The sequence below is a fragment of the Labrys neptuniae genome (genome assembly GCF_040797145.1).
In the GTDB taxonomy this organism is placed as follows: domain Bacteria; phylum Pseudomonadota; class Alphaproteobacteria; order Rhizobiales; family Labraceae; genus Labrys; species Labrys neptuniae.
On sequence record NZ_JBFNQD010000009.1, the window covers coordinates 74,113 to 89,725 of the forward strand.

Below are 15,613 nucleotides of genomic sequence, written 5' to 3' on the forward strand. Positions count from 1 at the left end.
CTGACAAGTGAGTATAGTCGTTGCCGCGGGGCATGCTATCCCTTCATGCGGAGTGAGGACTGTCGATGGCGATGGACATGACACCGGCCGCGCCGGTCGAGATCACCTGCGGGGATGGAGTCGTTCTCGCCGGCCATCTCTGGCCGGCGGAAGGCGGAGGGGGAGCGGGCACGGTCGTCATCAATGCTGCGACAGGTGTGCTTGCCCGCTATTATCACCGCTATGCCCGTTTCCTCGCCGAGCAGGGCTTCGATGCCATTACCTATGACTATCGCGGCATCGGCCTGTCGCGCCCCGCGGATCTGAGGCGCTGCGGCTATCGCTGGAGCGAGTGGGGAACGCGCGATTTCGAGGCCGTGCTGGGCTTTGCCCGGCAGCGCCGGCCCGACGGGCCCCTCTTCGTGGTCGGTCATAGCATCGGCGGTTTCCTGCCGGGACTTGCCGGCAACGCCCGCTGGATCGACCGCATGCTGACCATCGGCGCCCAATATGCCTACTGGCCCGATTATGCGCGCAGTCGTCGCCTCGGGCTGGTCTGGCGCTGGCATGTGCTCATGCCCCTGTTTACGGCGATATTCGGCTATTTTCCGGGCCGGCGGCTGGGCTGGCTGGAGGACCTGCCGGCCGGTGTCGCCCTGGAATGGAGTTTCCGCGGCAGGCATGCCGAGAGCAGCCATCCGCGCCGGGAGCGGGCGGAGATCCTCGCGCGTTTTGCCGCCGTCTCCGCACCGATCCTGGCGGTGACCATGTCCGACGACGAGTTCGGCACGGTGCCGGCCATCCGGCGTGCGCTGGCCTATTACCGGTCGAGCTCGGCGACCGCGGTGCGCCTGAAGCCGCAGGACTACGACTTGGCCGAGATCGGTCATTTCAGCCTGTTCCATGACCGGCACCGGGCCGGTTTCTGGCAGGATACGCTCGCCTGGCTGAGGGACGGGGTGAACCCCTGGCCGCACCGCCGTTTCGAGACGGCGGAATGAGTCGGGATCTATCAGTGTCGCCCCAGTGGCAGAAAGCGGCGCCTATTGCGGCGAGGCGGCGCCCTCGCAGGCCAGGCCGATCTGGTCCTTCAGTTCCTGGGCCTCGCGCGGGTCCTCCTTGGCCAGCAGGACGCAGGTGGTGAAATTGCCCTGCAGCTTGCCGTCGCGATAATAGCCCCAGTCCCGGATCCGGCTCCTGAGGAAGGTGAGCTGCTGGCCGAACGCCACATTGCCCACCAGTTCCGGGCGGTTGTTGACCTTGCCGGTAAAGCGGTCACCCCGATGGCTGACCTCGTTGAGCCAGAAATATTCGGTCTGTGTGCCCTGTACGATCGGCACCTTTACGACAAAGCCGCTGGCGCCGCTGACCTTGCCGTCCAGGGCGTCGATGAAATCGGGCAGACTGTCCTGGGCCTTGGCGAAGGCGGCCTTCATGGCAGGATCGTCGTCCCTGGCCTTGAAGGTCGCGTCGCGGCCGGCCTTCTGGGTCACGGTTTCGGCACTGGCCGCGGACAGGCCCAGAAAGGCCAGGCTCGTCAGGGCGAGGAGGAGGGCTCTCGTCATCGGCGGCTCCGATTGCTAGAGCAAAACGCGTTCAGGCATGAACGCCTATTTTCTCTAGCTCTTCGTTCCGACGCGTCTTTGCGATTCGAGGCGATTCCGTCAAATCGCAAAACGCTTTAGCGCCATCGTAGCGGCAGGACTGGCCGGACCGCAACGGGGGTGAGCTTCCCGGGATCGCAGGCGTCCTCGCCTGCATCTTGAGCCGCGTCGTTTCCAACAGCAGGCGAGGACGCCTGCGATCCAGGAAACCAGGCCGTGGTGACGCACTATCTTTGAAGCTTGGCCTCAGGAGGCCGCCAGCATTGCTGTGAAACGGCCCAAGGCCGGGGCATCGAAATTGCCCACGCCAGTGAGTTGGAGATCGATGGCGTAAGGCCGCAGCGCGGCGGCGGTCGGCAGGAGCGCCGGCTCCGTCAGCCCGAGAAAGCAAGGCAGGCCAGCCAGTTCGATCAGGCGCCGGCAGGCGCTCAGATCATCCCCGCTGCCGACATGCAGATGCAGGGCATCGGCGAGGGAGGCATAGGCCTCCACCAAGACCTCGGCATCCGTGCCTCCAGGATCGATGGACTGGATGATCTTGCGGCCACGGATGATGCGCTTGAGGCCGGGATATTCGCCGGCGGCGATGGGCCTGGCCAGGCGAACGGCGAGCGCCGCCGAGGCGTCGACCTGCTGTGCCACGGTGCCGGCCGTCAGCGCGGGCGTGATCAGGACCGGCGTGACCGCCGGCGGCAGGCCGAGCGCGATCGCCGCCAGCATTTCGCTGCCTTCCGGGCCCGCCTGCGGAAAGGCGGTGGGGTCGAGCCCGATGGCATCGGCGCCCGCCTCGACCGCCATGCCGGCTTGCTCGCGGGAGGCGATCCCGCTGATCATCAGGCGAAGGCGGGGCACAGGCTCCGTCTCAGTCGATCGCTTCGCCGGGATAGGCGCCCCACAGATTGCTTTCCTGGATCCAGCCGTCGAAGCCCTCGCCCTGGATACGGCACCAGTTCGAGGCGCAATTCTTGATCGAGGCTTGCACGCCGGGCTGCAGCATGGCGACAGCCGTCGCCTTGGCGTCGGCGGTGGCATGGAGCGGCAGCGTCTGCTGCTTGGACCAGGGCGCGATCAGCGCCGTGCGCTTGCCCGAGAGCAGGTTCTGCAGCACCCAACCTTCGGAGCCGTCGGCGTCGCGGATGCGCCGCCAGTTCTCGAATTCGGCGATCACTTCCACCGGCAGGTTGGACTTCTGGTAGATGAAGGACACGGTCTGGTCGCGCGAGGGGCCCTGGCGCACATTCACCCTGTCGGGCTTCAGGCTGACGAAGCGAGGCATCGGCAGGCCGGAGACCGGGCCGAGCTGGTCCTTGCCGGCCTTGGGGTCCGGCAGCGAACCGGTGACGTCATCGGCAGGCTTGTCCGGGATGGCGGCCTTGCCTGCGCCGGCGATGAAGGCGGCCACGGTGGGATCGGCCAGCGTATCGGCGCTGATGCCATCGCTCGCCGCACCCGTCGGCTGCTTCAGCCGCTTGTGGTGAAGATAGTAGACCCCGCCGGCGACGATGAGGGCGCAGAAGGCACCGGCAAAACCGATCTTGGCAATGGGACTCAAACGGGGCGCTTCTTCTTCGTAATGGGACATGCCGGACCTCGACGCACACACTCGCCCGCAACCTCTCTCTGTTGCTGCGCCTGCCTGTCTGTTAGAGGAAGGACAGTGATGGGCTGCGGGCTTATCGGCGCAGTTTGTCTGAGGGCGGTGAACGCCGTCTTAAAGTTTGCGGGAGGTCGGCATGTCGTTACGAAAAAAACCGCGGGTCGTGGTCACGCGCCGCCTGCCGGACAGCGTGGAAACCCGCATGCGCGAACTGTTCGACGCGCAACTGAACCTGACCGACGAGAAGATGTCGCAGGAGGCCCTGATCGAAGCGGTGAAGACGGCCGACGTGCTGGTGCCCACCATCAATGATCGCGTCGACAAGGCCTTGATCGAGGCGGCCGGCAGCAACCTCAAGCTGATCGCCAATTTCGGCAATGGCGTCGACAATATCGACGTCGAGGCGGCGGTCGCCCGCAAGATCACCGTGACCAACACGCCCCGTGTCCTCACCGAGGACACCGCCGACATGACCATGGCGCTGATTCTCGCCGTGGCCCGGCGCGTGACCGAGGGGGCCAGGGTGATTCCCGAAGGTGACAATGCCTGGCCCGGCTGGTCGCCGACCTGGATGCTCGGGCGCCGCATCACCGGCAAGCGTCTCGGCATCATCGGCATGGGCCGCATCGGCCAGGCCCTGGCGCGCCGGGCCAAGGCCTTCGGCCTGCAGGTGCATTACCACAATCGCCATCATGTCGACCCCGCCGTCGAGGCCGAGCTGGAGGCGACCTATTGGGATTCACTCGACCAGATGCTGGCCCGCATGGACATCATCTCGGTCAATTGTCCGCACACGCCGGCGACCTATCACCTGCTCTCGGCCCGGCGGCTGAAGCTGCTCAAGCGCGAGGCCCTGGTGATCAACACGGCGCGCGGCGAGGTGATCGACGAAACCACGCTTGCCAAGATGCTCGATGCCGGCGAGATCGCCGGCGCCGGGCTCGATGTGTTCGAGCATGAACCGGCGGTCAATCCCCGCCTGGTCAAGCTCGCCAAGAGCGGGCGCGTGGTGCTGCTGCCGCATATGGGCTCGGCCACTATCGAAGGCCGAACCGACATGGGCGAGAAGGTCATCGTCAATATCCGTGCCTTCATGGATGGGCATAGTCCGCCGGACAAGGTCCTGCCGGAGATGCTGTGAAACCAGGTGGGTCGATCTCCAGATCGACCCATGCATGCGAGTTGGGGCGCTGTCATTCCCGGCGCTGCCGAAGGCAGCGGGAAGGGAATCCAGGGGCCACGAATGCGTCCCGCCGCTTCTGGATTCCCTTCCCCTCGCTGCGCTCGGCCGGGAATGACAGGTCGGACTTATGTAGATCGGTAGAAAGGGCACCCCCCAATGCGCGTTTATCTGGCCGGCCCCGAAGTCTTCCTGCCCAACGCCCGCGAGGTGCTCGACGCCAAGATCGAGCTCACCCGGCGCCATGGTTTTATCCCGGTCTCGCCCGGCGACCTGGAAATCCCGGCGCAGCCGACCAAGCGCGATTTCGGCCTCGCCATCAGCGCCGTCAATGAAAGGCTGATGCTGAGTGCCGATGCGATCATCGCCAATCTCACGCCCTTCCGCGGCATCGCCGCCGATACCGGCACGGTCTATGAGCTTGGCTTCATGTGCGCCCGCGGCTGTCCTGCCTTCGCCTTCTCCAATGTGGCCCAATCGCATTTCGAGCGGCTGCAGATCTATTACGACGGCCGGATCGCCGATGATGCGCAGGGCCGGCCGCGCGGCTCGGATGGCCTGGCGGTCGAGGATTTCGACATGGCCGAGAACCTGATGCTCGACGGTGGCATCGAGGCACGCGGCGGCGCCTTCGTCACGCGTACGGCGGCGCCGGGCCGGCTCTTCGAGGATCTTGCCGCCTTCGAGGAATGCCTCGAAATCGCCGCCGGGCGGCTGCTCCGGGACGGCAAGCCGTCTTCTTCGTCATAGGCGATCGGCATGGGCAGGCGAGGCCAGTTCGTCGCATGGCGGGGCCGCCTGCCCGGAATGGATGCGGTGATGGCCGAAAGCAGCCATCATTTTCCGCGTCACATGCATGACCAATATGGCATCGGGCTGATCGATCGCGGCAGCCAGAAGTCGGCCAGCGGGCGCGGTCCGGTCGAGGCTGGCGCAGGAGACGTCATCACGGTCAATCCCGGCGAGGTGCATGATGGCAGCCCCATCGGCGATCACGGCCGGGCCTGGCGCATGCTCTATTTCGATCCAGCCCTGATGCGAGAGGCGATCGGGGATATACGTGAAGGCGGGAGCGCCACCTTCGAGATCGCCGAGCCGGTGGTGCATGACAGCCGGGTCGCCGGCCTCTTCGCCAGCCTGTTCCAAAGCCTTACCGGGGATGTGACAGATGTCGACGGCCTCCGCCGCGAAGAGGCCTTGCTGATGTTGCTGGCGCATATTCCGGGGGCGGCCGCGGAGCGTTCCGCCATCCTTCCCGCCATCGGACTTGCCCGTGAACATATCGACAGCGATCCAATCGCGCCCGTAACCCTCTCTGATCTGGCGGGGATGACGGGCCTGAGCCGCTTCCAGGTGGTGCGCGGCTTCGCCCGTGCAACCGGTATGACGGCATATGCCTATGTGATGCAACGCCGGCTGCAACTGTCGCGACGCCATATTGCGGGAGGCATGGCGCTCGCCGAAGCCGCTGCGGCGGGCGGCTTTGCCGACCAGAGCCACATGACACGGCTGTTCGTGCGCAGCTACGGCATTTCGCCTGGTGCCTATGCGGCGGCACGGGTCTCCTGAACCGGGCTTCGCTCGCTGCAATTGTGTTCAAGACGGATCTGCCGTCGTCGGGGCATCCCTGTGTTTTTCACGGGAGCCGCTGCATGTCCCTCGACTATCTCGTCACCGCCCTCGTCATCATCCTTCTGCCCGGCACCGGCGTGCTCTACACGCTGGCACTCGGCCTGAGCCAGGGCTGGCGGGCCAGCGCCCTGGCCGCCTTCGGTTGCACGCTCGGCATCCTGCCTCATCTTGCTGCCGCCATTGTCGGCCTGGCGGCCCTGCTGCATGCCAGCGCCGTCGCCTTCCAGGTCCTGAGCTATCTCGGCGCCGCCTATCTTCTCTACATGGCCTGGAGCGTCTGGCGCGACGGCAGCACCCTGCAGTTGTCAGGCGAGCAGCAGCGCCTGCGGCCAGCGCGTATCATCCTGAAAGGCGTGGTCCTGAACATTCTCAATCCCAAATTGTCGCTGTTCTTCCTGGCCTTCCTGCCGCAGTTCGTTCCGCCCGCAGCGGAGTGGCCGATAGCCACCATGACCGAACTTTCCTTCTGGTTCATGGCCCTGACCTTCCTGGTCTTCCTCGGCTATGGCGCCTGCGCCTCGGCCGTCCGCAGCCAGGTGGCGCGGCGACCGGTCACGCTCATCTGGCTGCGGCGTGGCTTTGCCTTGGCTTTCGCCGGCCTGGGATTGAAGCTGGCTTTCTCGCGGTTGTGATGTCGGAAATACGCCGGCGCCGACGTCCTTGTTGCAGAGGATGCGATGTGCCGGAGGACCTGCCGATGACCGATAAGACCCGAATTGAACTGCTGAACATCAATCACCCCGGCAAGGCCTGGGCGGCGGATGCGGCCATGTACGCGGCGATGAAGGCCGCCATTCTGGCCTTGCTGCCGGATGGCAAGCCGGGCCTGACCGTGGCGCAGATCCAGGCCCGGGTGCCGGCCCTACTGCCGGAGAATCTCTATCCCGGCGGTGCCAAGGCGGGCTGGTGGGTCAAGGCCGTGCAGCTCGACCTCGAGGCGCGGAGTATCATCCGGCGCGAGAAGGTCTCGCCGCTACGTCTTCACAAGGCCTGACTCGTTTGAGAAAGGCCTCCTGGCCCTTCTCAAAAAAATACTTCGGCTCTTGTCAGAGCAGTCCGTTTTCCTGGGCCAACACGCGCAGATTGGTCTGCGGGCGGGCTCCGACATGCTGGATCACCTCGGCGGCGGCCAGCGCGCCGAGCTTGAGCGAGGCCAGATGCGGCAGGCCGCGGGCAAGGCCGAACAGGAAGCCTGAGGCGAAGAGGTCGCCGGCGCCGGTGGTATCGACCAGCTTGTCGATCGGGAAGGCCGGCACGGAGACGCGCGTGCCGCCCTCGATCGCCAGCGCCCCGTCTTCCGAGCGGGTCACGATGGCGAGGCGGCAGTCCTTCTCGACCTGGGCGAGCGCCGTCTCGAAATCAGAGGTCTCGTAGAGCGACTTGATCTCCTGGGTGTTGGCGAACACGGTGTCGACCACGCCCGAGCGCATGAGGTGGAGGAACTCGCCGCGGAAACGGTCGACGCAGAAGGAGTCGGACAGGGTGATCGCCACGCGCCGTCCGGCCTTGTGGGCGATATCGGCGGCTTTCAGGAAGGCGTCCTTGGCATCCTGGGGATCCCACAGATAGCCTTCCATATAGGTGATGGCGGCGCCTCGCACGACATCCTCTTCGATGTCGGCCGGGCCGAGCAGATGGCAGGCGCCGAGATAGGTGTTCATCGTGCGCTCGCCATCGGGCGTGATGAAGATGAAGCTCTTGGCGGTGGAGGGACCCTCGGTCAGCGGCACCGTCTCGAAATGGGTGCCCTGGGCGCGCAGGTCGTGGGTGAAGACCTTGCCGGCTTCGTCCCGCTTCACCTTGCCGAAATAGGCGGTCTTGCCACCCAGGGAGGCGACGCCGACTGCCGTATTGGCGGCCGACCCGCCCGAGATCTCGATGCTCTGGCCCATGGCGGCGTAGAGGTGGTCGGCCCGTTCCTCGCTGGTGAGGATCATGGCGCCCTTGGCGAGGCCTTCGCGGACCAGGAAATCGTCTTCGGTCTGGGCAAAGACATCGACAATGGCGTTGCCGATGGTGAGAACGTCGAAACGAGGTTTCGCGCTGGAAGGGGATTTGGGCATGCAGTATCTCTGTTTTGCGCGCGCGGACTATAGCGATGTGCTGCGTTGCGGCAAGGAAGAGTTGCGACGCAACCAGTGCCGTCGCTGTCGTTCGGAGTTCTGATGGCCTTCCTGCGTAACGCTGCCTCGGTCGGATTCGCGACTCTCGCCTCCCGCATTCTCGGTTTCATCCGTGACACCATGGTGGCGGCGGCGCTCGGGGCCGGGCCTGTGGCCGATGCCTTCGTGGTCGCCTTCCGCCTGCCGAGCCTGATGCGCCGGCTGTTTGCCGAAGGTGCCGTCAACACGGCTTTCGTGCCTCTTCATGCCGATGCCGACCGGCGCGGTGAGGGCGAGGCCTTTTCCGACCAGGTCTTCACGCAGGTCGCCCTGGCGTTCTTCCTGGCCTCGGCCCTGGCCCTCGTGGCGATGCCGCTGCTGATCGAGCTGATTGCACCCGGTTTCGGCAAAGGCGGCGGCCGTGTCGATCTTGCGGTTGCCCTGTCGCGTATCACTTTCACCTATTGCCTGGCGACGGCTGTGATGGTGGTGGCTTCGGCCGTGCTCAACGTGCATGGCCGTTTCACGGTGGCGGCCTATGCACCGGCTCTCGTCAATGTCGTTACCATCGCCGCCCTGCTCGGCGCCCCCTTGCTGGCCCGGCTCGACCAGGAGGCTTTGGCGCGCCTGCTGGCCTGGTCGATCTTCGTCGGAGGCCTCGCCCAGGGTGGACTGGTTTTCTGGGCCCTCCATCGGGCCCGCCTGCGGCTGCGGCTGGTCAAGCCGCGTTGGACACCTGCAGTCCGGCGTTTCTTCCTGCTCGCATTGCCGGGGGTGCTGACGGCGGGGGCGACGCAGGTCAACGCCTTCATCGGCCTGATCGTGGCCTCCGCCGATCCCGGTGCCATCACCTGGCTCTATTATGCCGATCGCCTCTACCAGCTGCCGCTGGGCATCATCGCGGTGGCGCTCGGCAATGCCCTGCTGCCGGAACTCGCCCGAGCCAGCAGCCAGGAAGACCGGCAGGCCGAGAGTGGTACTCTCAGCCGCGCCGTCGAATTCGCGGCCTTTCTCAGCTTACCGGCAGCACTGGCCCTGATCGTGCTGGCCGGGCCCATTGTCTCCGTCCTGTTTGAGCGGGGTGCCTTCTCGGCGGGTGACAGCGCCGCCACGGCCTTGGCCCTGGCGGGTTTTGCCGCCGGCCTGCCGGCCTTTGCCGGGGCCAAGGTGCTGCAGCCTCTCTTTTTCGCGCGCGCCCGCATGCGGCTGCCCTTCATCATCGCGCTGATCGGCGCCGTGGCCGACGTGGCCCTGTCGCTCGCGCTCTTTCCGGTCTGGCGCCAGGTCGGCATTGCCGCCGCCGCGGCGGCCTCCGGCTGGATCAATCTCGTCCTGCTGGCCCTGTTGGCCTGGCAAAGCGGGCTGTTGCAACTCGACAGGCCCGCCTGCCGCCGACTGCCCCGGATCGTTGGCGCCGCCGTCCTGATGCTGGCCGCCGTTTATGGAGCGGCGGGGGCCGTGGAGAGCTGGCTGATCGCAGGGCAGCCCCTGGCGGTGCGCGTAGTGACCCTTGCACTCCTCTGCGGCGGCGGGCTGATTTTCTACCTGGGTGGTTGCCTGCTGCTGGGAGCCATCGATCGCAAGGCCGGACTGCGGGCGCTACTGGCAGGCCGTGCGCCGGAGGCCGGCGGATAACCATCGGCCTTCATTGCGAATTCGGCTGTCGAAGCGGCCCATCCTGTCACGATTTGAAGCCGGTGCGGTCGGCCGTAGTGATGGTCCTGATGACCTGGGCTGGAACGCCGGCGGCAATCACGTTCGGCGGGATGTCGCGCGTGACCACGCTGCCCGATCCGACGATGGCATTGTCGCCGATACTCACGCCCGGATTGATATGGACGCCGGCACCAACCCAGACCCGATTGCCGATTCGTACCGGCCTGGCCTGGCAGGCGCCGGCAGCACGCTCGATCGGATCGATGGCATGGTTGGCGGTGTAGATGCCGACCCGTGGCCCGAGCAGCACGTAATCCCCGATCTCGACGCTGGCGCCATCCAGGATTACGCAGTCGAAATTGGCGTAGAAGGAGCGTCCGATGCTGATGTTGAAGCCGAACTCGCAGCGAAAGCTTGGCTCGAACAGGGCGCCGGGGCCGACCGATTTCAACAGGCTGCGCAGAATGGCCTCGCGCGCTTCGGCCGGCTCGCCGATGCTGCGGTGATAGGCGCTGGTGAGTTCGACCGCCCTGGCACGAGCGGCGATCAGTTCAGGGGTAAGGTCGTTATACACGGCGCCGCTGAGCATCAGGGCGCGCTGGGCTTCCAGATCCACCGGGGCCTCCTGTCTTCGAGAAGTGCGGCTCAGCCGAACACCGGGCGCATGAAGCTGCGTTCATAGCGCACGATGCTGCGAACCTGCTTTTCCTCGGCCAGGATGGCCTGGCATTCCGGATCGACGGCCAGGCGCTGGCGATAATCCTCGTAGGCGGCAAGGCTGGGGAAGCTGAACAGCGCATAAGCAAGGTCGCTGGCGCCCTCATGCGGCAGGAAATAGCCGTGATGCGTGCCGCCCATGCGATTGACCACGGGAATCCAGGCCTTGGCATAGGCTTCGAAGGCATCGAGCTTCCAGGGATCGACGACATATTTCAGATAGCAGGTAATCACGGATGGCCTCGCAGCTATGGCGTTTCGCGATTTGACGGAGTCACCTCGAATCGCAAAGACGCGTCGAACCGAAGAGTTGGAGCAGCAAGCGTTCAGTCATGAACGCGCGTTGCTCTGGAGCATGGTGCCGGAAAGAGGGCGCCCGTTTCCTACAACATCGGATCCGATTCTGGATCAGGCCCGCCGCTGCCGCGCAGGCAGATCAATAGTCGACGCCGGTGAGGTAGAGCCCGTGCGGCGGCGCCAGCGCGGCGCAGCGGGTGCGGTCGCGGGCTTCCAGCACATCGACCAGATCCGCCTTGCTCCAGTCGCCGGAGCCGACCCGGCGCAGCGATCCCACCATGGAGCGGACCTGGTTGTGCAGGAAGGAGCGGGCCGTGGCGATGACATGGATCTCGTCGCCCACGCGCATCACGTCGAGGCGGTCGAGCGTCTTCATCGGGCTCTGGGCCTGGCAATCGGCCGAGCGGAAAGTGGTGAAGTCGTGGTGGCCGATGAGACCCTGCGCCGCATGATGCATGGCTTCGGCGTCCAGGGACTTGCGGATGTGCCAGGCGCGATGGCGCTCCAGCGCCAAGGGCGGGCGGCGGTCGATCAGCCGATAGAGATAGCGCCGGCCCCTGGCGGAGAAGCGCGCGTCGAAACTGTCGGGCATCTTCTCGACGCCGAGGACGGTGACATAGTCGTCCTGCAGGGTCAGGTGAGCGTTGAGCGCGTCGCGTACCCTGTCGGTGGTCCAGTCCTTGGCCAGCATCACCGAGGCGACCTGCCCCGTGGCATGCACGCCGGCGTCGGTACGGCCGGCACCCTGGATGCGCAGGGTCTGGCCGGTGAAGGCGAGGATCGCCTCCTCGATCGCCTGCTGCGCAGACCGACCATTGGCCTGCGCCTGCCAGCCGACATAGGGCGTGCCGTCATATTCGATCAGGAGCTTGTAACGCGGCATTCGGGTACTTCGTTGCTGAAGTCAGGCCTCTACGCCATCAGGGCGCGGGAGTCACGCAAGCCGCGTGCCCTGCACCAGCGGCGCGCCCTTGAGGAATTCGGCGGCACCCATCGGAGTCTTGCCGGCGCGCTGGACCTGGACGAGGCGGATGGCGCCACTGCCGCAGGCGACCGTCAATTCGTCGTCGAGCAACGTGCCTGCGACGCCATAGCCATCGGCAAGCTGTGCGTGCAACACCTTCACCCGCTGCGGGCCTTGGCCCCAATCGGCTTCGAACCAGGCACCCGGGAAGGGAGATAGACCACAAATGTGGTTATGGATTTCCTGGGCCGGGCGCGACCAGTCGATACGGGCCTCTGCCTTGTCGATCTTGCGGGCGTAGGTCACGCCCTCTTCGCTCTGGGCCGTGAAGGTGAGTGTGCCGCGCGAAAGGGCGCCGAGCGCCCGGGCCATCAGGTCGGCGCCGAGGAGGGAAAGGCGGTCATGCAGCTCGCCGGCCGTCATGTCCGGCTCGATTTCGATGCTGTCGGCCAGCGCGACCGGGCCGGTATCGAGGCCTTCCTCCATGCGCATCACCATCACGCCGGTCTTGGTGTCGCCGGCCATGATGGCGCGCTGGATCGGGGCGGCGCCGCGCCAGCGCGGCAGCAGTGAGGCATGCAGATTGAGGCAGCCTTCCGCCGGGGCCTCCAGGGCCGCCTTGGGCAGGATCAGGCCATAGGCGACCACCACGGCGACATCGGCGCCGAGGCCGGCGAAGGTGGCGATGGTTTCCTCGTCGCGGAAGCTCTTGGGCGTGAACACGGGTATGCCGAAGCCTTCGGCCAGTTTGTGCACCGGTGAAGGCGCCAGAGCCATACCGCGGCCGGCCGGCGCCGGCGGCCTCGTGTAGACGGCAACGACCTCATGACCCTGGTTGAGGATCTCGGCCAGCACCGGGCGAGCGAACTCCGGTGTGCCCATGAAAACGACGCGCAACGCCTCAGCCTTCCGCCGGGCGCGGAGCTTCGCGCTCGCGTTTCTCGCGCTTGAACTGCGGCAGTTCACCGGTCTTGACCGCCTTGGTGAACTTGCGGATCACCATGTCGCGCTTGAGCTTGGAGATGTGGTCGATGAACAATTCGCCGTTGAGGTGGTCGATCTCGTGCTGCAGGCAGGTCGCCATCAATCCATCGGCTTCGAGCTCGGCCTGCTTGCCCTCGCGGTCGATATAGGCGACGCGCACCGTGGCCGGCCGCTCGACATCGGCATAGTAGTCGGGGATGGAGAGGCACCCCTCCTCATAGACGCTGCGCTCGTCCGACGACCACACGATCTCCGGATTGATGAAGACATGCGGCTCCGGCGGCTCGTCTTCCTTGGCGAGGTCGATGACGACAAGGCGGCGCGGCACGGCGATCTGGATCGCCGCCAGGCCGATGCCGGGCGCGTCATACATGGTTTCCAGCATGTCGTCGGCGAGCTGGAGCAGCTCCGCATCGACGCGCTCGATCGGCGCGGAGACGAGGCGGAGCTTGGAGTCGGGCAGGATGATGATCGGTTTGATGGCCATGTCAGGCAGATAGGATGCCGCGCGCGAGGCGTCAATGCGAAAGCGGGTTGGAGACGCTCCTGGGACCGCCGGCATCCTGCCGGCCTTTGGAACCACCGCGCTTGCAGGAGAGGAAGAAGCCGGCAGGATGCCGGCGGTCCCAGGAGAAACGGTACGAAACGCCCTATTCGAGCACGGTCATCACCTGTCCGCGCCGTTCCGGGCTGAAACGGATGACGACGATGATGCAGATGGCGACGACGCCAGCAAAGAGGGCCAGCGCATAGCCATAGCTGCTGCCGGGCGCCTCGGCTATGCCGGCCTGGTAGGGGCCGCCATAGGACGCAGCGAGATTGCCGGCCTGATAGATGAAGCCGGGCAGCGTCGCCCGCACGGAGCCCGGGGAAAGTTCGTTGAGGTGCACTGGAATGACGCCCCAGGCGCCTTGCACCGAGATCTGCATGATGAAGGCGCCGATGGCGAGCATCGTGGGCGTCGTGCTGTAGGCCCATAGCGGCAGGGTGGGCAGGGCGATCAGGCAGGCGATGGTGATGGCGTTGACGCGTCCGATCCGCTCGGACAGGGACCCGAAGAGCAGGCCACCGGCGATCGCACCGAGATTGGCGACGATGGTGATCCAGCTCACCGTGTGGGCATCGAAGCCGTGCTGTTTCTTCAGGAAGGTCGGATAGAGATCCTGCGTGCCGTGGCTGAAGAAATTGAAGAACATCATCAGCACCACGGCATAGAGGGCGATGCCCCAATGGCGCTGCAGGGTTTCGCCGAGACTAGGCTTCGCCTGGTCCCGCGCCTCGGTGAAAGCCGGCGATTCCGGCACATGCGACCGGATGAAGAGCACGATCAGGGCGGGCAGGACGCTGAGCAGGAACATGGTGCGCCAGCCGACGACATGGCCGCCGATGGTCTGGCCATAGATCAATCCATAGACGATGGCCGCCAGCAGATAGCCGGCCGGATAGCCTGCCTGGAGCAGGCCCGACACCAGGCCGCGGGCCGATGGCGGGATCGATTCCATCGCAAGCGAGCTGCCAAGGCCCCATTCGCCGCCCATGGCGATGCCGAAGATGGCGCGCAGGATCAGGAATACCATGAGATTGGGCGAGAAGGCGGCCAGGGCGCCGATCACCGAATAGCTGACGATGTTGAGCATCAGGATCGGCTTGCGCCCGAAGCGGTCGGCCAGCCTGCCGAAGATGAAGGCACCGATGAAGCGGGTCGCCAGAGTGAAGAACAAGGCTTCGGAAACGGCGGGAACGCCGACCTGGAATTCGGCCGCGATATCCGTGAGCAGGAAGGTCAGGAGGAAGAAGTCGAAGGCGTCGAGTGTCCAGCCGAGAAAGGAGGCGAGGACGGTCTTCTTCTGTTGTGAACTGAGGGGCAAGCGATTTCTCCCTTATGGCCATCGGCCGGCCACAGGGAAGGGACAGTCATTTCCATTCCTGCAGCCGCTTTTGCTTGGATCGACGCAATGAACGTCGCCAAGGAAGCCCCCTGCCGGCCATAGAAGTCCTGAAATCGTCGAAGCGCCACAAAAATATGCTGATTCAACTGATGCGTGTATTTGGTTGGGCATGCCCGCCGTCGAAGTTGAAACGCTCGACGATCACGCCGTCGTCTTGTCCTCGAACAGGCAGATGTCACGGATCAGGCAGGTGGGACAGGCAGGCTTGATCGCCTTGCAGACATAGCGCCCATGCAGGATGAGCCAGTGATGGGCGTGACGGGCATAGGTCGCCGGCACCACTTTCTCCAGCCCCAGTTCCACTGCCAGCGGCGTCTTGCCGGGCGCGAGGCCGGTGCGGTTGGCGACCCGGAAGAGATGGGTGTCCACGGCGATGGTCGGCAGGCCGAAGGCGATGTTGAGCACGACATTGGCGGTCTTGCGGCCGACGCCCGGCAGCGTTTCGAGGATCTCGCGCGAGCGCGGTACCTCCCCGCCATGGTCTTCCACCAGCAGCCGCGAAAGGGCGATGACGTTCTTGGCCTTGGTGCGGAACAGGCCGATGGTCTTGATGTGACCGATCAGCGCTTCCTCGCCGAGATCGATCATCTTGGCCGGCGTGTCGGCGATGGCGAACAGCGCCTTGGTCGCCTTGTTGACGCCGACATCGGTGGCCTGGGCCGAGAGCACCACCGCCACCAGCAAGGTATAGGCATTGACGTAGTCGAGTTCACCCTTGGGTTCGGGCAGGGCTTGCGAAAACCGGCGGAAGATCTCGGTGATTTCAGCCTGCGGCAGGGCGGCGCGCTGGGTGCCGGCCGAGGCCGCGGCTGCGTTGGCCTTCGCCTTGGTCCGGCCTGCCGATTTTGTCGCAGGGGAGGCAACGGACAGGGCGGGCTTTTGAGTCTGGCGGCGGGGCATGAAAGGCTTATAGTGGGCGGCCATGCAAAGCGCCAACCCGAAAACGCCTCAA

General features: G+C 65.5%; 18 protein-coding genes. 7 read left to right on the top strand and 11 right to left on the bottom strand.

Annotation, left to right across the window (positions count from 1 at the left end; genetic code table 11):
- Nucleotides 1-65: 65 nt before the first annotated feature.
- The gene (locus ABXS05_RS23080) at nt 66-980 is read left to right on the top strand and encodes an alpha/beta hydrolase family protein (protein WP_367625521.1); all 915 of its coding nucleotides are present in this window, start codon (nt 66-68) and stop codon (nt 978-980) included.
- A gap of 42 nt (nt 981-1,022) precedes the next feature.
- Here the strand turns inward: ABXS05_RS23080 and ABXS05_RS23085 are convergent, their stop codons facing one another.
- The 3 genes from ABXS05_RS23085 to ABXS05_RS23095 form a co-directional block, all read right to left on the bottom strand.
- Complete coding sequence (locus ABXS05_RS23085) at nt 1,023-1,544, bottom strand: YegJ family protein (RefSeq protein ID WP_367625522.1); 522 nt, start codon at nt 1,542-1,544, stop codon at nt 1,023-1,025.
- A gap of 285 nt (nt 1,545-1,829) precedes the next feature.
- Nucleotides 1,830-2,435 carry a hypothetical protein gene (locus tag ABXS05_RS23090; RefSeq protein ID WP_367625523.1) on the bottom strand — a complete coding sequence of 202 codons (606 nt, stop codon included), beginning with the start codon at nt 2,433-2,435 and terminating at the stop codon, nt 1,830-1,832.
- 10 nt (nt 2,436-2,445) lie between these two features.
- Nucleotides 2,446-3,165 carry an SH3 domain-containing protein gene (locus ABXS05_RS23095; protein WP_311938582.1) on the bottom strand — a complete coding sequence of 240 codons (720 nt, stop codon included), beginning with the start codon at nt 3,163-3,165 and terminating at the stop codon, nt 2,446-2,448.
- Nucleotides 3,166-3,316: 151 nt separating this feature from the next.
- On the opposite strand from ABXS05_RS23095, the gene ABXS05_RS23100 reads away from it, so the two are divergent.
- From ABXS05_RS23100 to ABXS05_RS23120, 5 genes are all read left to right on the top strand, one after another.
- The gene (locus tag ABXS05_RS23100) at nt 3,317-4,321 is read left to right on the top strand and encodes a 2-hydroxyacid dehydrogenase (protein ID WP_311938584.1); all 1,005 of its coding nucleotides are present in this window, start codon (nt 3,317-3,319) and stop codon (nt 4,319-4,321) included.
- Between the two features lie 198 nt (nt 4,322-4,519).
- Nucleotides 4,520-5,110 carry a nucleoside 2-deoxyribosyltransferase gene (locus tag ABXS05_RS23105; RefSeq protein WP_311938586.1) on the top strand — a complete coding sequence of 197 codons (591 nt, stop codon included), beginning with the start codon at nt 4,520-4,522 and terminating at the stop codon, nt 5,108-5,110.
- Nucleotides 5,111-5,179: 69 nt separating this feature from the next.
- Nucleotides 5,180-5,929: an AraC family transcriptional regulator gene (locus ABXS05_RS23110; protein WP_367625524.1), complete on the top strand. Its 750-nt coding sequence runs from the start codon at nt 5,180-5,182 to the stop codon at nt 5,927-5,929.
- Between the two features lie 83 nt (nt 5,930-6,012).
- Nucleotides 6,013-6,624, top strand: a complete 612-nt coding sequence (locus ABXS05_RS23115; RefSeq protein ID WP_311938590.1) for a LysE family translocator — start codon at nt 6,013-6,015, stop codon at nt 6,622-6,624.
- A 65-nt stretch (nt 6,625-6,689) separates the two neighbouring features.
- A complete protein-coding gene (locus tag ABXS05_RS23120) occupies nt 6,690-6,986 on the top strand; it encodes a DUF6958 family protein (RefSeq protein WP_367625525.1) in 297 nt (98 codons plus the stop codon).
- Nucleotides 6,987-7,038: 52 nt separating this feature from the next.
- Here the strand turns inward: ABXS05_RS23120 and ABXS05_RS23125 are convergent, their stop codons facing one another.
- A complete protein-coding gene (locus ABXS05_RS23125) occupies nt 7,039-8,055 on the bottom strand; it encodes an adenosine kinase (RefSeq protein WP_367625526.1) in 1,017 nt (338 codons plus the stop codon).
- Nucleotides 8,056-8,157: 102 nt separating this feature from the next.
- Between ABXS05_RS23125 and murJ the strand changes: the two genes are divergently transcribed.
- The gene (gene murJ / locus ABXS05_RS23130; RefSeq protein WP_367625527.1) at nt 8,158-9,729 is read left to right on the top strand and encodes a murein biosynthesis integral membrane protein MurJ; all 1,572 of its coding nucleotides are present in this window, start codon (nt 8,158-8,160) and stop codon (nt 9,727-9,729) included.
- A 46-nt stretch (nt 9,730-9,775) separates the two neighbouring features.
- Here the strand turns inward: murJ and ABXS05_RS23135 are convergent, their stop codons facing one another.
- From ABXS05_RS23135 to nth, 7 genes are all read right to left on the bottom strand, one after another.
- On the bottom strand, nt 9,776-10,339 hold the full coding sequence (locus tag ABXS05_RS23135) for a sugar O-acetyltransferase (RefSeq protein WP_367625628.1): 564 nt from the start codon (nt 10,337-10,339) through the stop codon (nt 9,776-9,778).
- A gap of 56 nt (nt 10,340-10,395) precedes the next feature.
- Entirely contained in the window at nt 10,396-10,701 is a 306-nt protein-coding gene (locus ABXS05_RS23140) for an NIPSNAP family protein (protein WP_367625528.1), read from the bottom strand.
- A 202-nt stretch (nt 10,702-10,903) separates the two neighbouring features.
- Nucleotides 10,904-11,647 carry a tRNA pseudouridine(38-40) synthase TruA gene (gene truA / locus ABXS05_RS23145; RefSeq protein ID WP_367625529.1) on the bottom strand — a complete coding sequence of 248 codons (744 nt, stop codon included), beginning with the start codon at nt 11,645-11,647 and terminating at the stop codon, nt 10,904-10,906.
- A gap of 51 nt (nt 11,648-11,698) precedes the next feature.
- Nucleotides 11,699-12,625 (bottom strand): methionyl-tRNA formyltransferase, encoded by a 927-nt coding sequence (fmt, locus tag ABXS05_RS23150; protein WP_367625530.1) that lies wholly within the window; start codon nt 12,623-12,625, stop codon nt 11,699-11,701.
- Between the two features lie 4 nt (nt 12,626-12,629).
- The gene (gene def, locus ABXS05_RS23155) at nt 12,630-13,199 is read right to left on the bottom strand and encodes a peptide deformylase (RefSeq protein WP_311938604.1); all 570 of its coding nucleotides are present in this window, start codon (nt 13,197-13,199) and stop codon (nt 12,630-12,632) included.
- Nucleotides 13,200-13,362: 163 nt separating this feature from the next.
- Nucleotides 13,363-14,580 (bottom strand): MFS transporter, encoded by a 1,218-nt coding sequence (locus ABXS05_RS23160; protein ID WP_367625531.1) that lies wholly within the window; start codon nt 14,578-14,580, stop codon nt 13,363-13,365.
- Between the two features lie 222 nt (nt 14,581-14,802).
- A complete protein-coding gene (gene nth / locus ABXS05_RS23165) occupies nt 14,803-15,561 on the bottom strand; it encodes an endonuclease III (protein ID WP_437178695.1) in 759 nt (252 codons plus the stop codon).
- Nucleotides 15,562-15,613: the final 52 nt, after the last annotated feature.